The sequence below is a fragment of the Pedobacter sp. KBW01 genome, assembly GCF_003852395.1.
Taxonomy (GTDB): Bacteria; Bacteroidota; Bacteroidia; order Sphingobacteriales; family Sphingobacteriaceae; genus Pedobacter.
In genome coordinates this window covers 307,203-323,949 of sequence record NZ_QAJQ01000004.1, presented here as the reverse complement: position 1 = coordinate 323,949, position 16,747 = coordinate 307,203, and the positions used below count along the sequence as shown (strand labels likewise).

General features: G+C 40.1%; 19 protein-coding genes and 1 other RNA gene. 14 read left to right on the top strand and 6 right to left on the bottom strand.

What is annotated here, in order from left to right; genetic code table 11:
• From DBR40_RS05175 to DBR40_RS05135, 9 genes are read left to right on the top strand one after another with little or no spacing between them, the layout of a single operon-like run.
• On the top strand, positions 1-483 hold the full coding sequence (locus DBR40_RS05175; protein WP_124558691.1) for a hypothetical protein: 483 nt from the start codon (positions 1-3) through the stop codon (positions 481-483).
• A complete protein-coding gene (locus DBR40_RS05170) occupies positions 483-1,877 on the top strand; it encodes a phage tail protein (protein WP_124558690.1) in 1,395 nt (464 codons plus the stop codon). Before DBR40_RS05175 ends, DBR40_RS05170 begins: the two co-directional genes overlap by 1 nt.
• Position 1,878: 1 nt before the next feature.
• Positions 1,879-2,811, top strand: coding sequence for a hypothetical protein (locus DBR40_RS05165; protein WP_124558689.1), 933 nt, complete (start codon positions 1,879-1,881; stop codon positions 2,809-2,811).
• A 3-nt stretch (positions 2,812-2,814) separates the two neighbouring features.
• Entirely contained in the window at positions 2,815-3,255 is a 441-nt protein-coding gene (locus DBR40_RS05160; RefSeq protein WP_124558688.1) for a hypothetical protein, read from the top strand.
• A 1-nt stretch (position 3,256) separates the two neighbouring features.
• Positions 3,257-6,373 (top strand): beta strand repeat-containing protein, encoded by a 3,117-nt coding sequence (locus tag DBR40_RS05155; RefSeq protein ID WP_124558687.1) that lies wholly within the window; start codon positions 3,257-3,259, stop codon positions 6,371-6,373.
• Positions 6,374-6,397: 24 nt separating this feature from the next.
• Positions 6,398-6,742: a hypothetical protein gene (locus DBR40_RS05150; protein ID WP_124558686.1), complete on the top strand. Its 345-nt coding sequence runs from the start codon at positions 6,398-6,400 to the stop codon at positions 6,740-6,742.
• Position 6,743: 1 nt separating this feature from the next.
• The gene (locus DBR40_RS05145) at positions 6,744-7,205 is read left to right on the top strand and encodes a lysozyme (RefSeq protein WP_124558685.1); all 462 of its coding nucleotides are present in this window, start codon (positions 6,744-6,746) and stop codon (positions 7,203-7,205) included.
• A 1-nt stretch (position 7,206) separates the two neighbouring features.
• Complete coding sequence (locus DBR40_RS05140; protein WP_124558684.1) at positions 7,207-7,548, top strand: hypothetical protein; 342 nt, start codon at positions 7,207-7,209, stop codon at positions 7,546-7,548.
• A gap of 15 nt (positions 7,549-7,563) precedes the next feature.
• Positions 7,564-7,992, top strand: a complete 429-nt coding sequence (locus DBR40_RS05135) for a hypothetical protein (protein ID WP_124558683.1) — start codon at positions 7,564-7,566, stop codon at positions 7,990-7,992.
• A gap of 31 nt (positions 7,993-8,023) precedes the next feature.
• On the opposite strand, the gene DBR40_RS05130 is transcribed toward DBR40_RS05135, so the two are convergent.
• Positions 8,024-8,227: a hypothetical protein gene (locus tag DBR40_RS05130; protein ID WP_124558682.1), complete on the bottom strand. Its 204-nt coding sequence runs from the start codon at positions 8,225-8,227 to the stop codon at positions 8,024-8,026.
• Between the two features lie 71 nt (positions 8,228-8,298).
• On the opposite strand from DBR40_RS05130, the gene DBR40_RS05125 reads away from it, so the two are divergent.
• Genes DBR40_RS05125 through DBR40_RS05110 form a run of 4 tightly spaced genes read left to right on the top strand, consistent with a single transcriptional unit; the run spans position 8,299 to position 10,157 of the window.
• On the top strand, positions 8,299-8,652 hold the full coding sequence (locus DBR40_RS05125) for a hypothetical protein (protein ID WP_124558681.1): 354 nt from the start codon (positions 8,299-8,301) through the stop codon (positions 8,650-8,652).
• Positions 8,649-8,981: a hypothetical protein gene (locus DBR40_RS05120; protein ID WP_124558680.1), complete on the top strand. Its 333-nt coding sequence runs from the start codon at positions 8,649-8,651 to the stop codon at positions 8,979-8,981. The genes DBR40_RS05125 and DBR40_RS05120 overlap by 4 nt, the downstream gene beginning before the upstream one ends.
• A 12-nt stretch (positions 8,982-8,993) precedes the next feature.
• On the top strand, positions 8,994-9,443 hold the full coding sequence (locus DBR40_RS05115) for a hypothetical protein (RefSeq protein ID WP_124558679.1): 450 nt from the start codon (positions 8,994-8,996) through the stop codon (positions 9,441-9,443).
• Positions 9,444-9,446: 3 nt separating this feature from the next.
• Positions 9,447-10,157, top strand: coding sequence for an SOS response-associated peptidase (locus tag DBR40_RS05110; protein WP_124558678.1), 711 nt, complete (start codon positions 9,447-9,449; stop codon positions 10,155-10,157).
• A 1-nt stretch (position 10,158) separates the two neighbouring features.
• Here DBR40_RS05110 and DBR40_RS05105 read toward each other — a convergent pair whose 3' ends face one another.
• From DBR40_RS05105 to DBR40_RS05085, 5 genes are all read right to left on the bottom strand, one after another.
• Positions 10,159-10,377, bottom strand: coding sequence for a DUF6965 family protein (locus DBR40_RS05105; protein ID WP_124558677.1), 219 nt, complete (start codon positions 10,375-10,377; stop codon positions 10,159-10,161).
• Between the two features lie 154 nt (positions 10,378-10,531).
• Positions 10,532-11,707 carry a tyrosine-type recombinase/integrase gene (locus DBR40_RS05100; protein WP_124558676.1) on the bottom strand — a complete coding sequence of 392 codons (1,176 nt, stop codon included), beginning with the start codon at positions 11,705-11,707 and terminating at the stop codon, positions 10,532-10,534.
• 152 nt (positions 11,708-11,859) lie between these two features.
• Positions 11,860-12,227: a transfer-messenger RNA gene (gene ssrA / locus DBR40_RS05095) on the bottom strand.
• Between the two features lie 137 nt (positions 12,228-12,364).
• Positions 12,365-13,564 (bottom strand): pyridoxal phosphate-dependent aminotransferase, encoded by a 1,200-nt coding sequence (locus DBR40_RS05090; RefSeq protein ID WP_124558675.1) that lies wholly within the window; start codon positions 13,562-13,564, stop codon positions 12,365-12,367.
• Positions 13,565-13,627: 63 nt separating this feature from the next.
• Positions 13,628-14,020 carry a DUF1573 domain-containing protein gene (locus DBR40_RS05085; RefSeq protein ID WP_124558674.1) on the bottom strand — a complete coding sequence of 131 codons (393 nt, stop codon included), beginning with the start codon at positions 14,018-14,020 and terminating at the stop codon, positions 13,628-13,630.
• Between the two features lie 170 nt (positions 14,021-14,190).
• On the opposite strand from DBR40_RS05085, the gene DBR40_RS05080 reads away from it, so the two are divergent.
• Positions 14,191-16,611, top strand: a complete 2,421-nt coding sequence (locus DBR40_RS05080) for a thiamine pyrophosphate-dependent enzyme (protein ID WP_124558673.1) — start codon at positions 14,191-14,193, stop codon at positions 16,609-16,611.
• Positions 16,612-16,747: the final 136 nt, after the last annotated feature.

The window sequence follows — 16,747 nt, the reverse complement described above, 5'->3', positions numbered from 1 at the left end:
ATGGCGAGCAAGTTAAATAATAAAGATTTACAGTCGGTTTTTGGCGTTTTTGTCGAGCAGGACGGGATAAATGATTTTTTGTCTTTTCCTAAGCGCAAAGCCAGTCAGGAGCACAGTTGGCCTGAGGTCAATGGTAAAGATATTGATCTCACCAATCCAACTTTCGAATCCAGGCAGTTCACTTTGAAATGCGTACTTACCGCCTATGGTGATTCAGAGCAGCAAAGAAATGAAAATTTTTGGCAGCTATACAATGGGTTATTTACTGAATTGTCAGGACAGGGTGTACATGAATTGTATCTCGATTCTATTGATAAGACCTATACGGTTTTTTACGTTGACCAGCAGGGTGCAAATAAAGTTACTCATGAAGAAGATCGCATGATTATCAAGTTCGATCTTCTTTTTGAAGAAACTGACCCTTTCACCAATATTCAGAAAGTTTACCTTGTCGATCAGGACGGCATATTTCTGGTTGCGTAATGGGGAGGCAGTTATCTATATATAAATATAGTGGTGCGCTCAGGGCGGTGGTTCATCCAGATCAAACCAGCGGAGAGGCTTGCGAGATCATGGGACAAGATGTTTTCCAAATGGCTATTTCGGTGCCTACACCGATTTTCTTTGAATACGGTGATTATGTTAAGGTAAATGGCCGAAAGTTCAGACTAAATACTCCACCCAATCCGATTACCAAAAATGCCGAACGCGATTATGAGTATAAGCTAACTTTTGAAAGCGATGTTCAGCAAATAGGAAAGGTGGCCTTTTTATTTCTTGATACCCTGGGTCGGTTTACTGAAAGCCAGTTTTCAATAACTGGTACCGCAGAGATTTTTCTTACGCTGCTGGTTGATAACCTGAAAAGGATTTATCCAAATTATGGCTATGTAGTCGGGTCGGTTGTGGATGGCGATACTAAAACAATCACATTGGATAGCACCAACTGCCTTGATGCATTGAACATCATTGCCGAGCAGTTTGAGACTGAATGGCACGTTGTGGGCAACCGGGTAAACTTGTATAAGCGAACATTAGGCAGTGGCATTGTGCTTAAGTATGGTAAGGAGGAGGGGCTATATCAACTCAGCCAAGCACCGCAAACAAATGCAAACCCGATTACCAGGGTTTATGGATATGGCAGTGACAGGAATATTGGGAGTAATTACAGGAATGGTGCCAGGCGTTTGCGTATGGCTGACAGCCTTTATCTGGAGAAAAACTCAGGGCTTGATCAAGGTACAGGAAAGTACGATATCATCGAGGTAACAAAAATCTTCGAAGATGTTTATCCACGTAGAAATGGTACGGTTACCAGTGTGGCCAGTCCTTTGGTATTTTCCGATTCTGGAATGGATTTTAATGTCAATATCTGTAGGATACCGAACGTTGATGCGAAAATCGAATTTACATCAGGGCAATTGTCGGGTAATGCTTTCACGTTGGCCTCTTATAATAATGCTGCCAAAACCTTCACTATAAATAAGAATACCAGTGATCAAACACTGGATATTCCAAGTGAACTGCTTAAGCCTGCTGTTGGCGATACGTATGTAATTACTGGCATATTAATGCCAAATGTATACATCATCAATGCTGAGGCTGAATTAAGGCAAAAGGTTCAGGCCTATTTAGATTCTTTTTCCGGAGAAGTTCCAACACAGCTATCAGTGGTTTGCAATCCCAGATATTTTGCACGAACAGGATTTACCGTATCGCTGGGCACTATGGTCAGCGTACAAGACACCAGGCTTAATATAAATAGGCAAATAAGGGTGATAGGTTACACTCGTAATTGGCAATACCCAACACTCTACACTTTATCGCTCGCTGATTCTGTAAAAGACAAATCATTGATCAAATTAATTAATACATAAGATGCCAGGAGAAGTACCACATATAACATTAAACCTACCCAATACGCCGCCACTCGGTAGAAATGCAATCGGGGATGATATGATTTGGATTTGGGATTCCGAGCTGTCATTGCTTCGCCGGTGCAATATTTCCGAATTACCATTTGGCTCTGGAGGCGGGGGAGGTGGTTCAGGTACCATCTTGGCCAGTCCTTTCAAAGTAAGATTGGGTGATCCAGAGGTTGTAATCGTAACGGTTTCGCCAGGTGTTTTTAATACCGAGATTTCCGATCTGAGATTGGTGGGTAAAACTGATTATCCGGTTACGACAACACAGTTAAATAATGCCGCATTCCGCGATGCAGAAATAAGCTATAACTCGGTTGATGGCAAAGTTACCATAAAAGATTTTAGCCTTTTGGCTGGAGAGTTTGTGGTGTTATATCCAACAGGTGTACCATCATCATCAGGAAGTGGTGGTAGTACCGCGCTGTTGCAGGAACAGATTGATGAGTTAAAAAGAATGATAGCGCCATTTGTTCCAACGGTGACTGGAGCAGCTGGAGGTAGAGTATGGTGGCCATCCGAAGATGCTCCACCTCCAGGTTGGATTATCGATACTGCTATGGCTGGTTATTTCCCAATGGCACAGAATTCATCTGATCCTGATTTTGCAACCATTGGTCAAAAGTTAGGCTCTAAAACACATACAAATACCGAGGAAGAAATGCCGCCTCACAATCATACTGCTGCTGGCAATCCAGGTGTGGGTAACAACTATAAAAGCGGTGGTTCTGGTGCGCCTTTGGATAATGTTACCGGTGATAAGAAATACAACTGGACTGAGAAGACAGGTGGTTATTTACCAAGCGGCGCAAGTGAAAAGGTGGCTAAGCCTTATAGCATTATGAACCCTTACTTTGTAGGGAACTGGATAAAATACGTGGGGGTGTAGGATATGGCAAAGGAAATATATGTAAGAACCCCGGAAAGCAACAGAACTATTCAGGATGATGATATAAAAGCTGCCAATATCTTCGAAATGCCTGTTATCACTTCAGATAATGAGGATGATCAGCGGCCAGGCTGTTTGGGGATGAAGTCGGGAACACCCCATTATCATAATGGGACGGAAATGGTACCCATATCCAGCGGTATAAAGCCGGCGATACCCGTAACATCTGACCTAACTATAAACTGGCAAACAGAGTTGGTGTCTGGAACGGCTAAAACTTATGCGCAGATTTTCGGAAACCACATTTTCGACGTGAAAGGTGTATGGAATGATGGGGGTGTTAGGAGGCCATACACCCCAGATTGGAGCTATACAAAATCAGGAGTAAACATAGATACAGTAACGATTAACGCAGTATTTGAAGGAGAAATAACATTTATATAACATGAAAAGATTACTATTTATAATCGTTTGGGCTTTGATGGGAGTTAGCGTATTCGCCCAAACTTATGATACTTTACCTACAGGCTCAAAACCTTATGGTAATCAGCTTTACATTACTCCCACCGGTTTAATTATTGGCGGTACCGGATCGGCCAAGTTCCGGGTATTGGGTACCAAAAAGTATGTTGATTCATTAGTGCAGGCTAACAGTCTAACTTTTAACAACGGTCTTGCCAAAAATTTAAACAATGTTTCACTAGGCGGCATTTATTCCGGTAATATAGTTATTGGCGAAGATGCAAGCGGTGATTATTTGGTGCCAACTATCGCACTTTATCCTAGTACACCAGGTTTCCCAAGAAGGGGTGGTTTAAATTTTGCTTCTGAGTGGTCGGGAGGTAAGGGCGTAAATGTTGATTTGTTTAATAGCGGCGCGTGGAGGATTGGTGGATGGAAAACACCATCAGGAGATACTAAATTATTGTCTGGTGAGATTGGATTTGATGATGTGACCAGTCAGCTTGTTATTAACAATGATTACGGAAACGCAAAAAGTTCTTTATCTAAAGGTATAAGACTTAAAAGAGATTATTCGACTGGATGGGGTGTTGCTGATAGTTTATTTCTAGCACCGAAAGCCTATGTTGATCGTGCTGTAGGTGCTATAGATTTGAGTGAGTATGTAACCAAAACCGGAACGCAAACACTTACCAATAAAACGCTAACTGCTCCGGTAATTAATACACCGGATATTACTAACGGTACGGCCAATTCGATGACTTTGGTTAACGGAACCATCAATAACACCACAATTGGAACCACTGGTGCCAGTACTGTAAGAGGCACAACGATAACCGCCACTGTAGATGTTTTACTTCCCTCGGCCACGCCTTCAAATGCGTTATCAGCAGCTCCGGTAGCGTACGTGCAAAACGCGATCAATGGATTAAGCTGGAAGCAACAGGTCGATTTTGCAACTACCGGCAATGTTACGTTGTCTGGCAGCCAAACGGTCGACGGGGTTAGCTCAGGGAATGCAAAACGTGCACTGGTAAAAAACCAAACTAATCCGGCACAAAATGGGGTTTATATTACTTCATCATCCGGATCATGGACACGAACAGCCGATGCAAATACCGCTGACAACCTTAGTAAATTAACTGTGCTAGTTGGTGGTGGCCTTAGCCAACAATACACCGTTTGGACTTCGGCCGGTTCAGTTACGACGGTCGGAACAGATCCGGTTAACCTGGTGCAAAGCGCTGGCCCCGGATCATATCTTGCAGGCTCAAACATGACCCTTTCAGGCAATGTTTTCAGCACAGTTAATGCCCCTGTTTTCGATACTCAACCAGTATCGGATAATTCAAATAAAGCTGCTACAACCTATTATGTTGGAAGTAAACTTGCCACAGGGCAAACTATTGGGGCAAATACTACAGGAAGTGCAGATAAATGGAATGGCTTATACAATGATTTTAATACTTCATTAGAAAGCGGCTTAACTGGAATAATTGGCACAAACGGCACATCTACAATCCATAGTTTTACACCCGCAAGCGTAACGGTAGGTAATTCGGTACTTTGGAATGGCCAGGAGTATCAAGGTATAGCTCCTACAAACATTAACGCTATATTAGCAAGGGACGCTTCTAACGGCAAATATGCTCCAATATCACAAACACAGGCTAAAGCGGCTTTAAATATTAACGACGGGAGTGTTTTAAATAACGACGCTACCAAGTGGGGTGGCAGGGAGTTTGACGCTGTAGAAGCTACATCGGTAGATAGATTAATGGGTTACGATGGCGCTACGAGCAAGTGGAAGTATGCTCAAATGTCAGTTGTTAAAACAGCATTAAACCTTAACGACGGAAGCAACTTAAATAATAACGCTAAACTTTGGGGTAATTATGAGTTTGACACATCGGACTTAGGAACAGGTGTAACCTGGATGATGGGATTAGATGCCACTACTGGAAAAGTAATGCCTTTTTCAAAACCCACCATTAAAACAGCTTTAGCCACAAGTTTACAGGACGTAACAAGCGTGGGCAATACTACTACAACAGGCGCAAATTTTGGTGGGATTCTTTCTTGGGGCAGTGGTTCTGGCTCGTCTAATATTGGTCAAATATTTAATAATGCCGCATTAGGCACCACTATTTTACCAAAAATAGGCACCACATCCGATCTAACATTGGCCAATGGTGCGGGGACAGCTGTTATAAGCATACCAACAGGCACAACAAACGCTAAAATAAACGGAAAACTTACATGGGGTTATGGTGCTTATACATCCGGAGAAAGCCAAATATTTAATGATAATTCAGATGGAACTATTCTAGTTGCTAAAACAGGATCAACAAACGACTTCATTTTAGCTAACGGCAGTGGTGCAACAGTAATGAATGTACCAACAGGCACTTTAAATCCTGTATTTCCGGGTAATGTAAAGATTGGATTGGGAGCACCGCCAGTAGAAAAACTAGATGTTAGTGGCAACGTAATAGCAAGCGGATTTTTTAAAGGTAATTCTATTATAGCTACTTCTGGCGGCGCTTCAAATGTTACGCTTAATAATAGTGGACAAGGCGTGTTCCAATCAACAGCTACCAAAACAATAACTATTGACCCTGATTCGCAAAGAATACAAGCAGTTAACGGGCAAATTATGAACCTCAATTTTGAGACCCCTACAGCTACAAGAAATGTATTAATACGCGATAGATCAGGGTCGTTAGCTTTTACGGACGAAATAAGTACAACAGCAAGCGGAACTTATACACCAACGCTATCAAATACTTTTAACGTAACATCTACAACGCCATTAGTAGCGCATTATATGAGGGTTGGCAACGAGGTTACGGTTACCGGTAGATTCGCTGCCACATCAACATCAGCCGGTACTATGCAGGTAGGTATATCATTACCGATATCCAGCTCGATGACTGCTACCGAAGATGCAACTGGTATGGGAAGTTCAACAACTACCAGCACTTTCAGGCGTGTTGATCTTTACTACAAAACAGCGGATAGCACCGTTGTTTTAGAAACCGTAACGAACGATACCGGCAGTAATAATTATAGGTTTCAGTTCACTTACACAATCAAATAATTCAAAACCGCTCTTAATATGGTTATGTCAGAAACAGCGCAGGTATTTCTTGGAATTTTTGGTGGTGGAAGCATAGGGGTATTATTTACCCTGATTGCGACGCGCGGTAAAACAAAAGCCGAAGCCGGGAACATTCATGCAAATACAGATAACATCATTGCAGATACTTATGGCAAGCTGCTGGATGAAGTTCGTGAAACGGTAAAGTTCCAGGGCGAACAGATCAAAGCTTCACAGGAACGTGAGGTAGAATATTTAAAAATTATCAATGGTCATCAAGAGACTGAAAGGGAGTTAAGGGGGCAAATTAAAGCCCTTGAAATTAAACTTTCACTCAGGATAACCAAAATAGAAAAGGAGAATCAGTAAAATGAATATTTCAGCAAACGGAATTGCCTTCATTAAGAATGAGGAACAATTCAGAAGTAAGCCATACTTAGATAGCGTTGGAGTGCCTACCATTGGGTATGGTTCCACTGTATATGAAAATGGCAAGGATGTAACCTTAAAGGATGCGCCAATAACAGAAAAACGCGCTACTGAGCTACTCATTCATAAACTTTCAACAAGATACCTGCCAGCGGTAAATAAAGGGCTTAAAGTAGCTGTAAATCAAAATCAGTTCGATGCATTAGCTTCCTTCATTTACAACGTAGGGCCAGGTGGTACAGATTCAACTTTATTCAAGAAGATAAATTACGGCATTAAAGACCGGGCCACGATTGAATACTGGTTCGGGGTATGGTGCAAAGGTACTGTTAACTGCAAAAAAGTTGTGTTGCCTGGCTTAGTGGCCAGACGGAAAAGAGAAGCAAATTTATTTTTAAAATAATATGGACAAATTTCAATCATTAATTTTAGGTAACACGGATTTACCTACTTACGCCGCCTACTTTGTTTTTGCATTGATAGGGGCAATCATTTCACTGTATATCAAATCTCAGAAGCGAGATAAGCTAAGTGAAAACACGCCTTATAACTTTTCATTGCGCTTTTTATTCCAGGATAATCTATTGCGTATTGTGGTTGGGATACTATTAGCCTTTTTAGCTTTTAGATTCGGGACCGAGTTTGTGGGTTCAGAGGTAACAGTTCTTTCGGCTGTATTTATTGGCGGAACAACTGACAGGTTAGCTGGGTTATTCCAAAATATACAAGATAACGCACGTAAATAACTTAAATAAATTAATATGTCACAAGAAAAGAAAACATGGCTGGGGCGCGTGTTCGCGACTATTGCCGCATTATTCATGAACAATTATGAAACATGGCTTAAAAAGCTTTGGAACAACATTGCAGAGGAATTAAAACCGGATTTAATTAATATCGTTCAGATCATAGAGCGTGTTAAATCATATGCAGATAGTCCTGGCGTTGATTTAATCACATTTGCCATTCCAGGTGATATGGACGATAAGGCTGTGGCTTGGACTAGAAAGGTATTAGACAACATCCTGACAGAACTTAACCTAATCGCAAAACCCGCTTCTGAACTCACCAAAGTAGATAAGCAGTCTTTAGCAACCAGGTTTACTGAGGAAGTTACAGGCCTTCCGTTTGATCAGGCATCGACTACTATCAAAACAGCTTATTGGAATGTAGTTAAGTTAGCAGTTTAATTACTCCAAATTCGAAAACTATTAAAGCCTTTCAGTAATGAGAGGCTTTTTCTTTGAATATCTCCCAGGTACCATCTTCTAAACCTTGATGTATCACCCTTTCATCAATCGGCATTTCGTAAGGATCATTATCATCCATTGCGCTTATTTTGTAGCCGCCATGATCGTAAAGATGGACTATTTCAAAAAAACGTTTTTGTGTTTTAAGTATCGTTCCGAGCGGTAATTGATTCATATACAAATATAAAATATAATTTACCATTTGCATTTACTAAAAATATTAGCAAACTTTGTGGTGTAATTATTATGGAAACGAATTTTGCAATATATAAACCCGCTCTCGAACGGCAGATACAAAGTTGGTTTTGGCTGAATAACTTCATGCGGCCATGGATAATAAGCCTTGAAAAACTTGTGGAAGTACAGGGAACTGACATAGTTATTGACTTAGTTGGTTTCAATGAATTGTATACAGATCGGTATTTCAAAGGCAAAATAGATGAAGTTGCCCCTCGAATGATCGACCAAATTTTAAAATATAACCTTGGTAACTTTCTAAAGCATACAGGATATCAAGGATATGTTTTTTGTATCATTATTCGTGGACGAGGAATGTCCTATAAAAAAAGGTTAAATGTTAAAAATCCAGATTGGGAATGAGTTCGTGGGGACCAGCGCCAGACGTAGGCCGAGATTTTCGTGCAAACCTGGCATTAAAAGCAAAAGCAAATAATCAGTGGATTTATAGCAAGACCACTAAGAAATGGTATACTCCGGAAGAATTTGCCTTTTCAAATGAAGAAATAAAAGTCCATAGGAATAAAGCAGATGCACCGCAACTTATTTTAATGGACCCTCGGCAAGGCTTGGAAATGGCCAACGAAATGATAGTTAGGTCATCAAAATTTATTCAAGAACACACTAAAAAAATGTGGGAATATTACGATCTTAAACTAAAGCCAAGTAAAAATGTTAATATTCAAAAATAAACATCCCAAATTATGCATACATCAACATTCACTTATATCCCAACAAAGGTAGGGTTGCCAATGGTAGTTACCATCGATCAGGACGATGAAGTTTTAAATGTCACTATAGGAGATAAATATTTAGGTTCTATGGTTGAGGATTCTACTTCGCCTTATGGCTGGCAAACAACAGATCCTTTATTGCTTGAAGAATTACCAGACTTATCTATGGCACTAAAAGAGGAAGACGCAATGGGTAATCTTCCTTATGCACTAAAAAAATTATTTAGTGATAGTTTGATTGGGTGGGCATGGATAGATGACCAAAACTTAAAATTAATTGCTCACCCTGATTTAGACCTGCAGGAATTTGCCGATACAATCCGGGACCAGATTAACGAAATTGTGTTATTCGATAAAACAATGGTCATTAACTTAAGCCAGGCAGGTAATTCAGAAGTTGAAGAAATTTATATAAATTAGTGTATGTGTTACAGAGCGACCCAAACATCAAAAGCTTACGAATACGCGGATTATTATTCTGCACAACTTATCGATGAAGCTGATCTAAATGATCAAATCTATTATCATGCGAATGGATTTGCACACCCTAACCTGGTTACCATTGCTGCAAATGAGGGGGCAAGACAAGCCGAAAGGATGCAATGGGGTTTGCTGCCGAGCTGGGGCAAATCTCTTGAAGATGCAGTTAAGCAGAGCAACAACACGCTTAATGCCAAATCAGAAACAATATTTGAAAAGCCTTCGTTTAAGAAGTCAATATTAACCAAAAGGTGTATTGTGCCTGTTAATGGATTTTTCGAGTACAAAGAAGTCGATAAGGATAAGTTACCGTACTTCATCCACCCAAAAGAACACCCATATTTTAACCTGGCCTGTATTTATGGATTATTCAAAGACCCTGGAACAGGCATCTGGCATAAATCATTTTCAATTGTTACTGCTCCGGCCAATGAACTGATGGCCAGTATCCACAACGTAAAATTGAGGCAGCCGGTTATTATCTCTAACGAACAAATTAATGCTTGGCTCAATCCAACTACCAGCCAGGAAGAAATAAAACATTTAATGGAGCCTTGCGACGATACAAACATGGCTGCATATCGTGTGGATCGGGAATTAATTAAGATCGGCAATAAACCTGAAGCCATTGCAGAGGTGCCTGAAACAATATAACCTAAAGATTAGATTCAATCAGCAGTTTTAAGGCCTTTAGTCGATAATTAACAGGGACATTCGTCTTACTGGCGGGATCGTTCTTTAATGATAGAAACTGCACCTCCAAAAACCTATGTACATTAGATATCTCTGTACCAGGGAAAAGCAATACCGGAGGTTTCGGTAATTCAACATTTTTAAACCAATCTTCTAACTCAGCAACTTCTTGTAATGTCATGGGGTAAAGGTATATCAAAAGCTTGATTTTAAAGTCAACTTTTTGATATCTTTGTGCAGAGAGCGTAATTTGAATAAAACGGGTTCTGATGTTCTATCAGGCCCGTTTTTGTTTGTAATTTATCTGGTGGCCATTGTTTCGATTTGTTAGATAGTTAGCTAAAAATATCATCAGCTGCAGCATCTAATTCATCATCCTTTCTGATATCGTTTAAGTAGGCCTGATGAACCGCTAATGAGCTGTGCCCCAATAGCTCCATTGTTACCATTGGGTTGTTTATTTTGTCGATTGCCATTCTTGCAAATGTATGCCTTGCGATGTGTGAGGTGAGTGGTTTTTGTATACCAGCCATAACAGCTAGGACTTTGAGGTATTTATTGATTGCAGTGGTGCAGGTTTCTTTATGCTTTAAGCGGGCCCTATCGTTATTGAATGCAGAAATGCCTTTTGCTGGCTTCCAGGTGAAAAAAGGGAACAGCCTTTCATATTTTCCGGAATAATGATCAACGATAGCCTGAGCCTGTGGTATAAGTTTAATAGTTTGCTTCTTATCCGTTTTATCAGCGGTATATTCATACCGACCATTAACGAAGTCTTTGGCGTAGGCCTGCAACAAATCTCCAACGCGAACCCCTCGGAGGTAAACTTGTAGGAGAAACAAATCCCGAGTTGCCCTAAGTAAATCTTCTTCTGGTAAATCCAATTTGGCTAATGCCTCCATTTCCAAAGTATTTAGTTTTTGCTTTACCGATTTGTTTTGAACCACTCTAACGGCTTTTACTTCCTTGGTAACCCCTTTAGTTGAATAACGCAATATAAGACCGCGAATAAGTTTTATTTTACGCATTATAGTACTCCCCATATTGCCCGCAGCCTCTTGTTCCGATATCAACTTCGCAAACCATTTTTCATCAACCTGATCAATGGGGATATCTTTGTTCTTGATTTGGCGCTGCAAAGCCAAAATCTTATCGTAATAACCAGACTTAAATTCCTCCTGCATCCTTTTCAACTCCAATTTCATGGCATCATTCAACGTAATCGAATCTTCCTCGCGGAATATCTCCGATATCGTTTTTAACCCTTCTTTTACATCATACAGCTCCCTCTCAGCTTTGGCGAAGGCATCTGATAAAAATGCATTGATCCTGGGAGAATTTTTAGCCTTGGTCTTTAGCTTATTATTTCGTTGATCCCAATCATCCCGTTGACACCGGGCTACAACTTTGCGTTTCACTTTCCCGTTGATAATGTACTGCAACACTATTGGGTGGCAGTTATCTTTGTATGTTTTCGATGTGTATAAGTGGAGCCGAACGCTTGCTTTCATGGTGTCAACGATTTTTTAATAGTGGTGTAAATACGGTTTCAATAAATGTTGCTTTTTTATTCTTGAATTTACTACTAAAAATATTAGTAATCACTCTTTGGTCGTTAAAAAAGCCACTTATTATGGTAATAAGTGGCTAATACTAGTAAAATTGGTGGAGCCGAAGGGAGTCGAACCCTTGTCCAGTTGTGAGATAAATTATACCTTCTACATGCTTATTTTTCAATTGATTTTCGGGAAATAAACCGGCTGAAAACCGACCTTATTTAAATCCTTAGATACTTTATCTCACTTTAAGTCGCATCTCCTTAAAGCCAGCTTTGTTGTTTCGATGCCCCAGATTCTAACCCAACAATGCAGCAGTTAGAGGGACAAAAGCTAAGCGTAGTTCTAAACTAGGCAGCTAAGGCGTAAGTATTTTCGCCAACTAAAATGTGATCGTTCACTTTAAGTGCTCTCCGAACAACGCACTGCATGCTAACATAACCTTCGCCACCCTGTCAAATCCAAGAACGGCCCCGGTATTCAGTTTTGCAATTATCAATTACAGAATAGAACTACAAATATACAAATTTATTGGTTAACTGGTTAATTGTTTAAATTGGTTAATTGTTGGAACAACACAACAGTTAACCAATTAACCAGTTAACCTTTTGATTATGCTTGTCTTCCAGGGTATTGCTGTAAGGCGATTTCTAAACAATCCATTGCGGCATTTAAATCGTCTGTATTCAATACATAGGCCATACGCACCTCATTTTTACCCGATCCCGGTGTAGAATAGAAGCCTGTAGCTGGCGCCATCATCACCGTTTGGTTATTGTGGCTAAATTCTTCTAAAATCCACTGGCAGAATTGATCTGCATCATCAATCGGGAACTTGGCCACCACATAGAACGCGCCACCCGGATTAGGACAGTACACACCATCAATGTTGTTTAAACGGTTCACCAAAGTATTACGGCGTAAAGTATATTCGGTATTTACTTTTTCAAAATAGCTGTCAGGTGTATCAACAGCAGCTGCGCCGGCAATTTGCTCTACCATACCCGGACTTAACCTCGCTTGTGCAAATTTTAATCCCGAAGCAATTACCGCTTTGTTTTTCGTAATTAAACAGCCTAAACGGGCACCACAGGCACTGTAACGCTTAGAAACAGTATCCATAATCACCACATTTTCATCAAGACCATCTAGATGCATCGGAGAAATAAATTCTCTTCCATCATAACAGAATTCGCGGTAAGCCTCGTCTGAGAATAAGAATAGGTCGTATTTTACACAAAGCGTTTTTAAAGCTTCAAGCTCTTCTCTCGAATATAAATAACCGGTTGGGTTATTCGGATTGCAGATAATAATCGCTTTGGTTTTTTCAGTAATCAGCTTTTCAAATTCTGCAATTGGCGGTAAAGCAAAACCATTATCAATATACGATAAAATAGGTTTTACTACCACATTACTCATGCAGGCAAAGCCATTATAATTGGCATAAAAAGGCTCGGGGATAATAATTTCATCGCCTTCATTTACACAGGTTTGCATGGCGATGGTAATGGCTTCTGAGCCACCAACCGTTACCAGTATATTTTCGGGGCTAATGTTATAGCCCAGTTTATTATAGTATTCGGTAAGTTTTAAGCGGTAAGCAAGGGTACCTTCTGATGGCGTATAGGCCCAAACATTAAAGTCAATGTTTTTAATGGCATTTAACATCCCTTCCGGTGTTTCAATATCTGGCTGGCCAATATTTAAATGGTAAACCTTTTTACCATCTTTTTTAGCTTTATCAGCAAATGGTGTTAACTTTCTAATGGGCGATGCAGGCATCTGCACGCCTTTTTGTGAAATTTTTGGCATGGCACAAAAATAAAAAAGTCCCGATGAAAATCGGGACTTTTTAAAATAATATCGTTTAAAAAATTACTTTGATGCTGGGGCAACGGTTTCGCCTTTAATGTAAAGTACTTTAACCGGTGTTTTTGCATTTGAAGTAATGGTTACTGCTTTAGAGAAAGTAGATGGACCAGCGGCAGCATTGAAAGTTACCGAAATTACACCAGTTTCACCTTTCTTAAGTGGAGTAGAAGTGTATTTTGGAACTGTACAGCCGCAACTTGCTTCAGCTTTGCTGATAATTAATGGTTCTTCACCAACGTTGGTATATTTAAAATCGTAAGTTACTGGTTTGTTTAAAACAATTTTACCAAAATCATGTGTTTCTGACTCAAACTTAAATTCTGCAGGTTTAGTTTGTGCATTAGCAGCAATACCAAAACCTAAAACAAAAGCGAATAATACTAAGATCTTTTTCATGTTATGAGGGTGTATTTTATTTTTAAATTACTAAAACAAATTTAATGTTTTCAAATTAAAACAAAAACTATTCCAATTATATTTTACTATTCCATATATAATTTTACATAAGAGGATAAAGGCAAACTTTTAATTTTGTCTATATTTGCCGCAACCAATCTTTGATTACTATGCAGAATGAAAAATTGATTACCAATGCTATTGATGCTGCTGAATTAAGTTTTAACGATTTTAAATCAATCGTGATAAACGACTACAGAATAGCCGTTGAAAGCAGGCAGGCCAGTGTTTTAGGACGAAGGGAAGTGTTAACTGGCAAGGCTAAATTTGGCATTTTTGGCGATGGTAAGGAAGTACCGCAGGTAGCGATGGCGAAAGCATTTAAGAACGGAGATTGGCGTTCGGGCTATTACCGCGATCAAACCTTTGCATTTGCTACAGGTATTTCAACAATTAAAGAATTCTTTGCACAGCTTTATGCTAATCCGGCTAATGGCGCCGATCCTTTTTCGGGTGGCAGGCAAATGAATTGTCACTTTGCAACCCAGTCTATTAACGAAGATGGCACCTGGAATGATTTAACTCAAATTAAAAATTGTTCTTCAGATATTTCACCAACAGGTGGCCAAATGGCCCGTTTGGTTGGTTTAGCTTATGCCTCTAAATTATTCAGGGAGAATAAAGAACTCGATTATTTAAAGCACTTTTCTGTTAACGGAAACGAAGTAGCTTTTGGTACCATAGGCAATGCCTCTACATCAGAAGGGGTGTTTTTTGAAGCCATTAATGCTGCGGGAGTGCTACAGGTGCCCATGGCGATTTCTATCTGGGATGATGCCTACGGTATTTCCGTTCCTGCAAAATATCAAACCACTAAAGAAGATATTTCTGAAGTTTTAAAAGGTTTTCAGCGTGATACTGAAAAACCAGGATATGAAATTTATAAAGTAAAAGGCTGGGATTATCCTGCCCTTTGCGAAGTTTATGAAAAAGCCATTAACGTTTGCAGAGACGAGCATGTGCCGGTTTTAATTCATGTTACAGAACTTACGCAACCTCAGGGCCATTCTACTTCTGGCTCGCATGAAAGGTATAAATCGAAAGAACGTCTTGACTGGGAAACCGAACACGATTGCATTTTGAAGATGCGTGGCTGGATGCTCGATTCGGCAGTGGCTACCGAAGAAGAAATTCTTGAAATTGAAAAAGAAGCCAAACTTTTTGTACGCAATGCTCAAAAGGAAGCCTGGAACGAGTTCCTGGATAGTATAAGGCCTGAACAAAAACAGGCGGTAGATTTAGTGAGTGCAATGGCCAAACACCAACCTGAACTGGCTAAGGTTGCGGCTACATTAGCTGCAACCGCCGATGCCCAGCGCAGAGAGGTTTTTACTGCCGTACGTAAAGCAATCCGCTCATCAGCAAAAGTTAATTCGCCGGAGCGAGATGAACTTTTAACCTGGTACAAGAAACAGGAGCCACTTAATTTCGACCGTTATAACTCTAAACTGCATACCGATGGGATGGAAAGTCCCGATATGATTCCTGTAGTGGATGCCATGTATGACGAGTTTTCTAAAATGATTGATGGAAGGGAAGTGCTGAATGCCTGCTTTAACGAAAACTTTGCCCGCGACCAGCGTTTGGTGGCTTTTGGTGAAGATTTGGGAAATATAGGTGATGTGAATCAAGGCTTTGCCGGTTTGCAGGCCAAATATGGCGAGCTAAGGATTACTGATACCGGAATAAGGGAAATGACCATTATGGGGCAGGGCATAGGCCTGGCACTGCGTGGTTTAAAACCAATTGCCGAAATACAGTATTTAGATTATTTAATATTTGCCTTAAATGTATTGAGTGATGATTTAGCATCGCTATCTTACCGTACAAAAGGCATTCAAAAAGCCCCGGTTATTGTACGTACCCGTGGCCATAGGCTCGAAGGAATCTGGCACTCCGGTTCTCCGATTGGGATGTTATTGGGCTCGTTAAGAGGTTTGCACCTTTGCGTACCGCGCAACATGACGCAGGCTGCAGGTATGTATAACACTTTATTTAGGGCAGACGAGCCTGCAGTGGTAATCGAATGTTTGAACGGTTATCGTTTAAAAGAGAAATTACCTGTTAACGTTGGCGAATTTACTGTGCCACTAGGTAAAGCAGAGGTACTTGAAGAGGGTACCGATATTACCGTAATTTCTTACGGCTCATCTTTAAAAATTGTGCAGGAAGCTGCCGAAGAATTGGCTCTTTTAGGTATTTCTGTCGAAATTATTGACCCTCAAACACTTTTGCCTTTCGATATCAGCCATGTTTGTGTTAACTCTTTGGCTAAAACCAGTAAATTATTGGTTGTAGATGAGGATGTACCTGGAGGTGCTTCAGCATATATCCTGCAAAAGGTACTCGAAGAACAAAAGGGTTATTTTCATCTGGATGGACAGCCAAAAACATTATCGGCAAAAGCACATCGTCCGCCTTTTGGTTCAGATGGCGATTATTTTAGCAAACCTTCGGTTGATGATGTAATTGAAACCATTTACCAGATGATGCACGATGCCAATCCAAATAAATATCCGGCTCTTTTTTAAAGCTATTTATTGAATTGCTTTAAAGGTTCTAGTTTTTTATTAAATAGCTGACAATCATTTTATTACATTTATTGTATTCCTGTATGGAATAAATATGGTGTTTTTTTTAGGTATGGAGTAAGCATTCGATTACTGA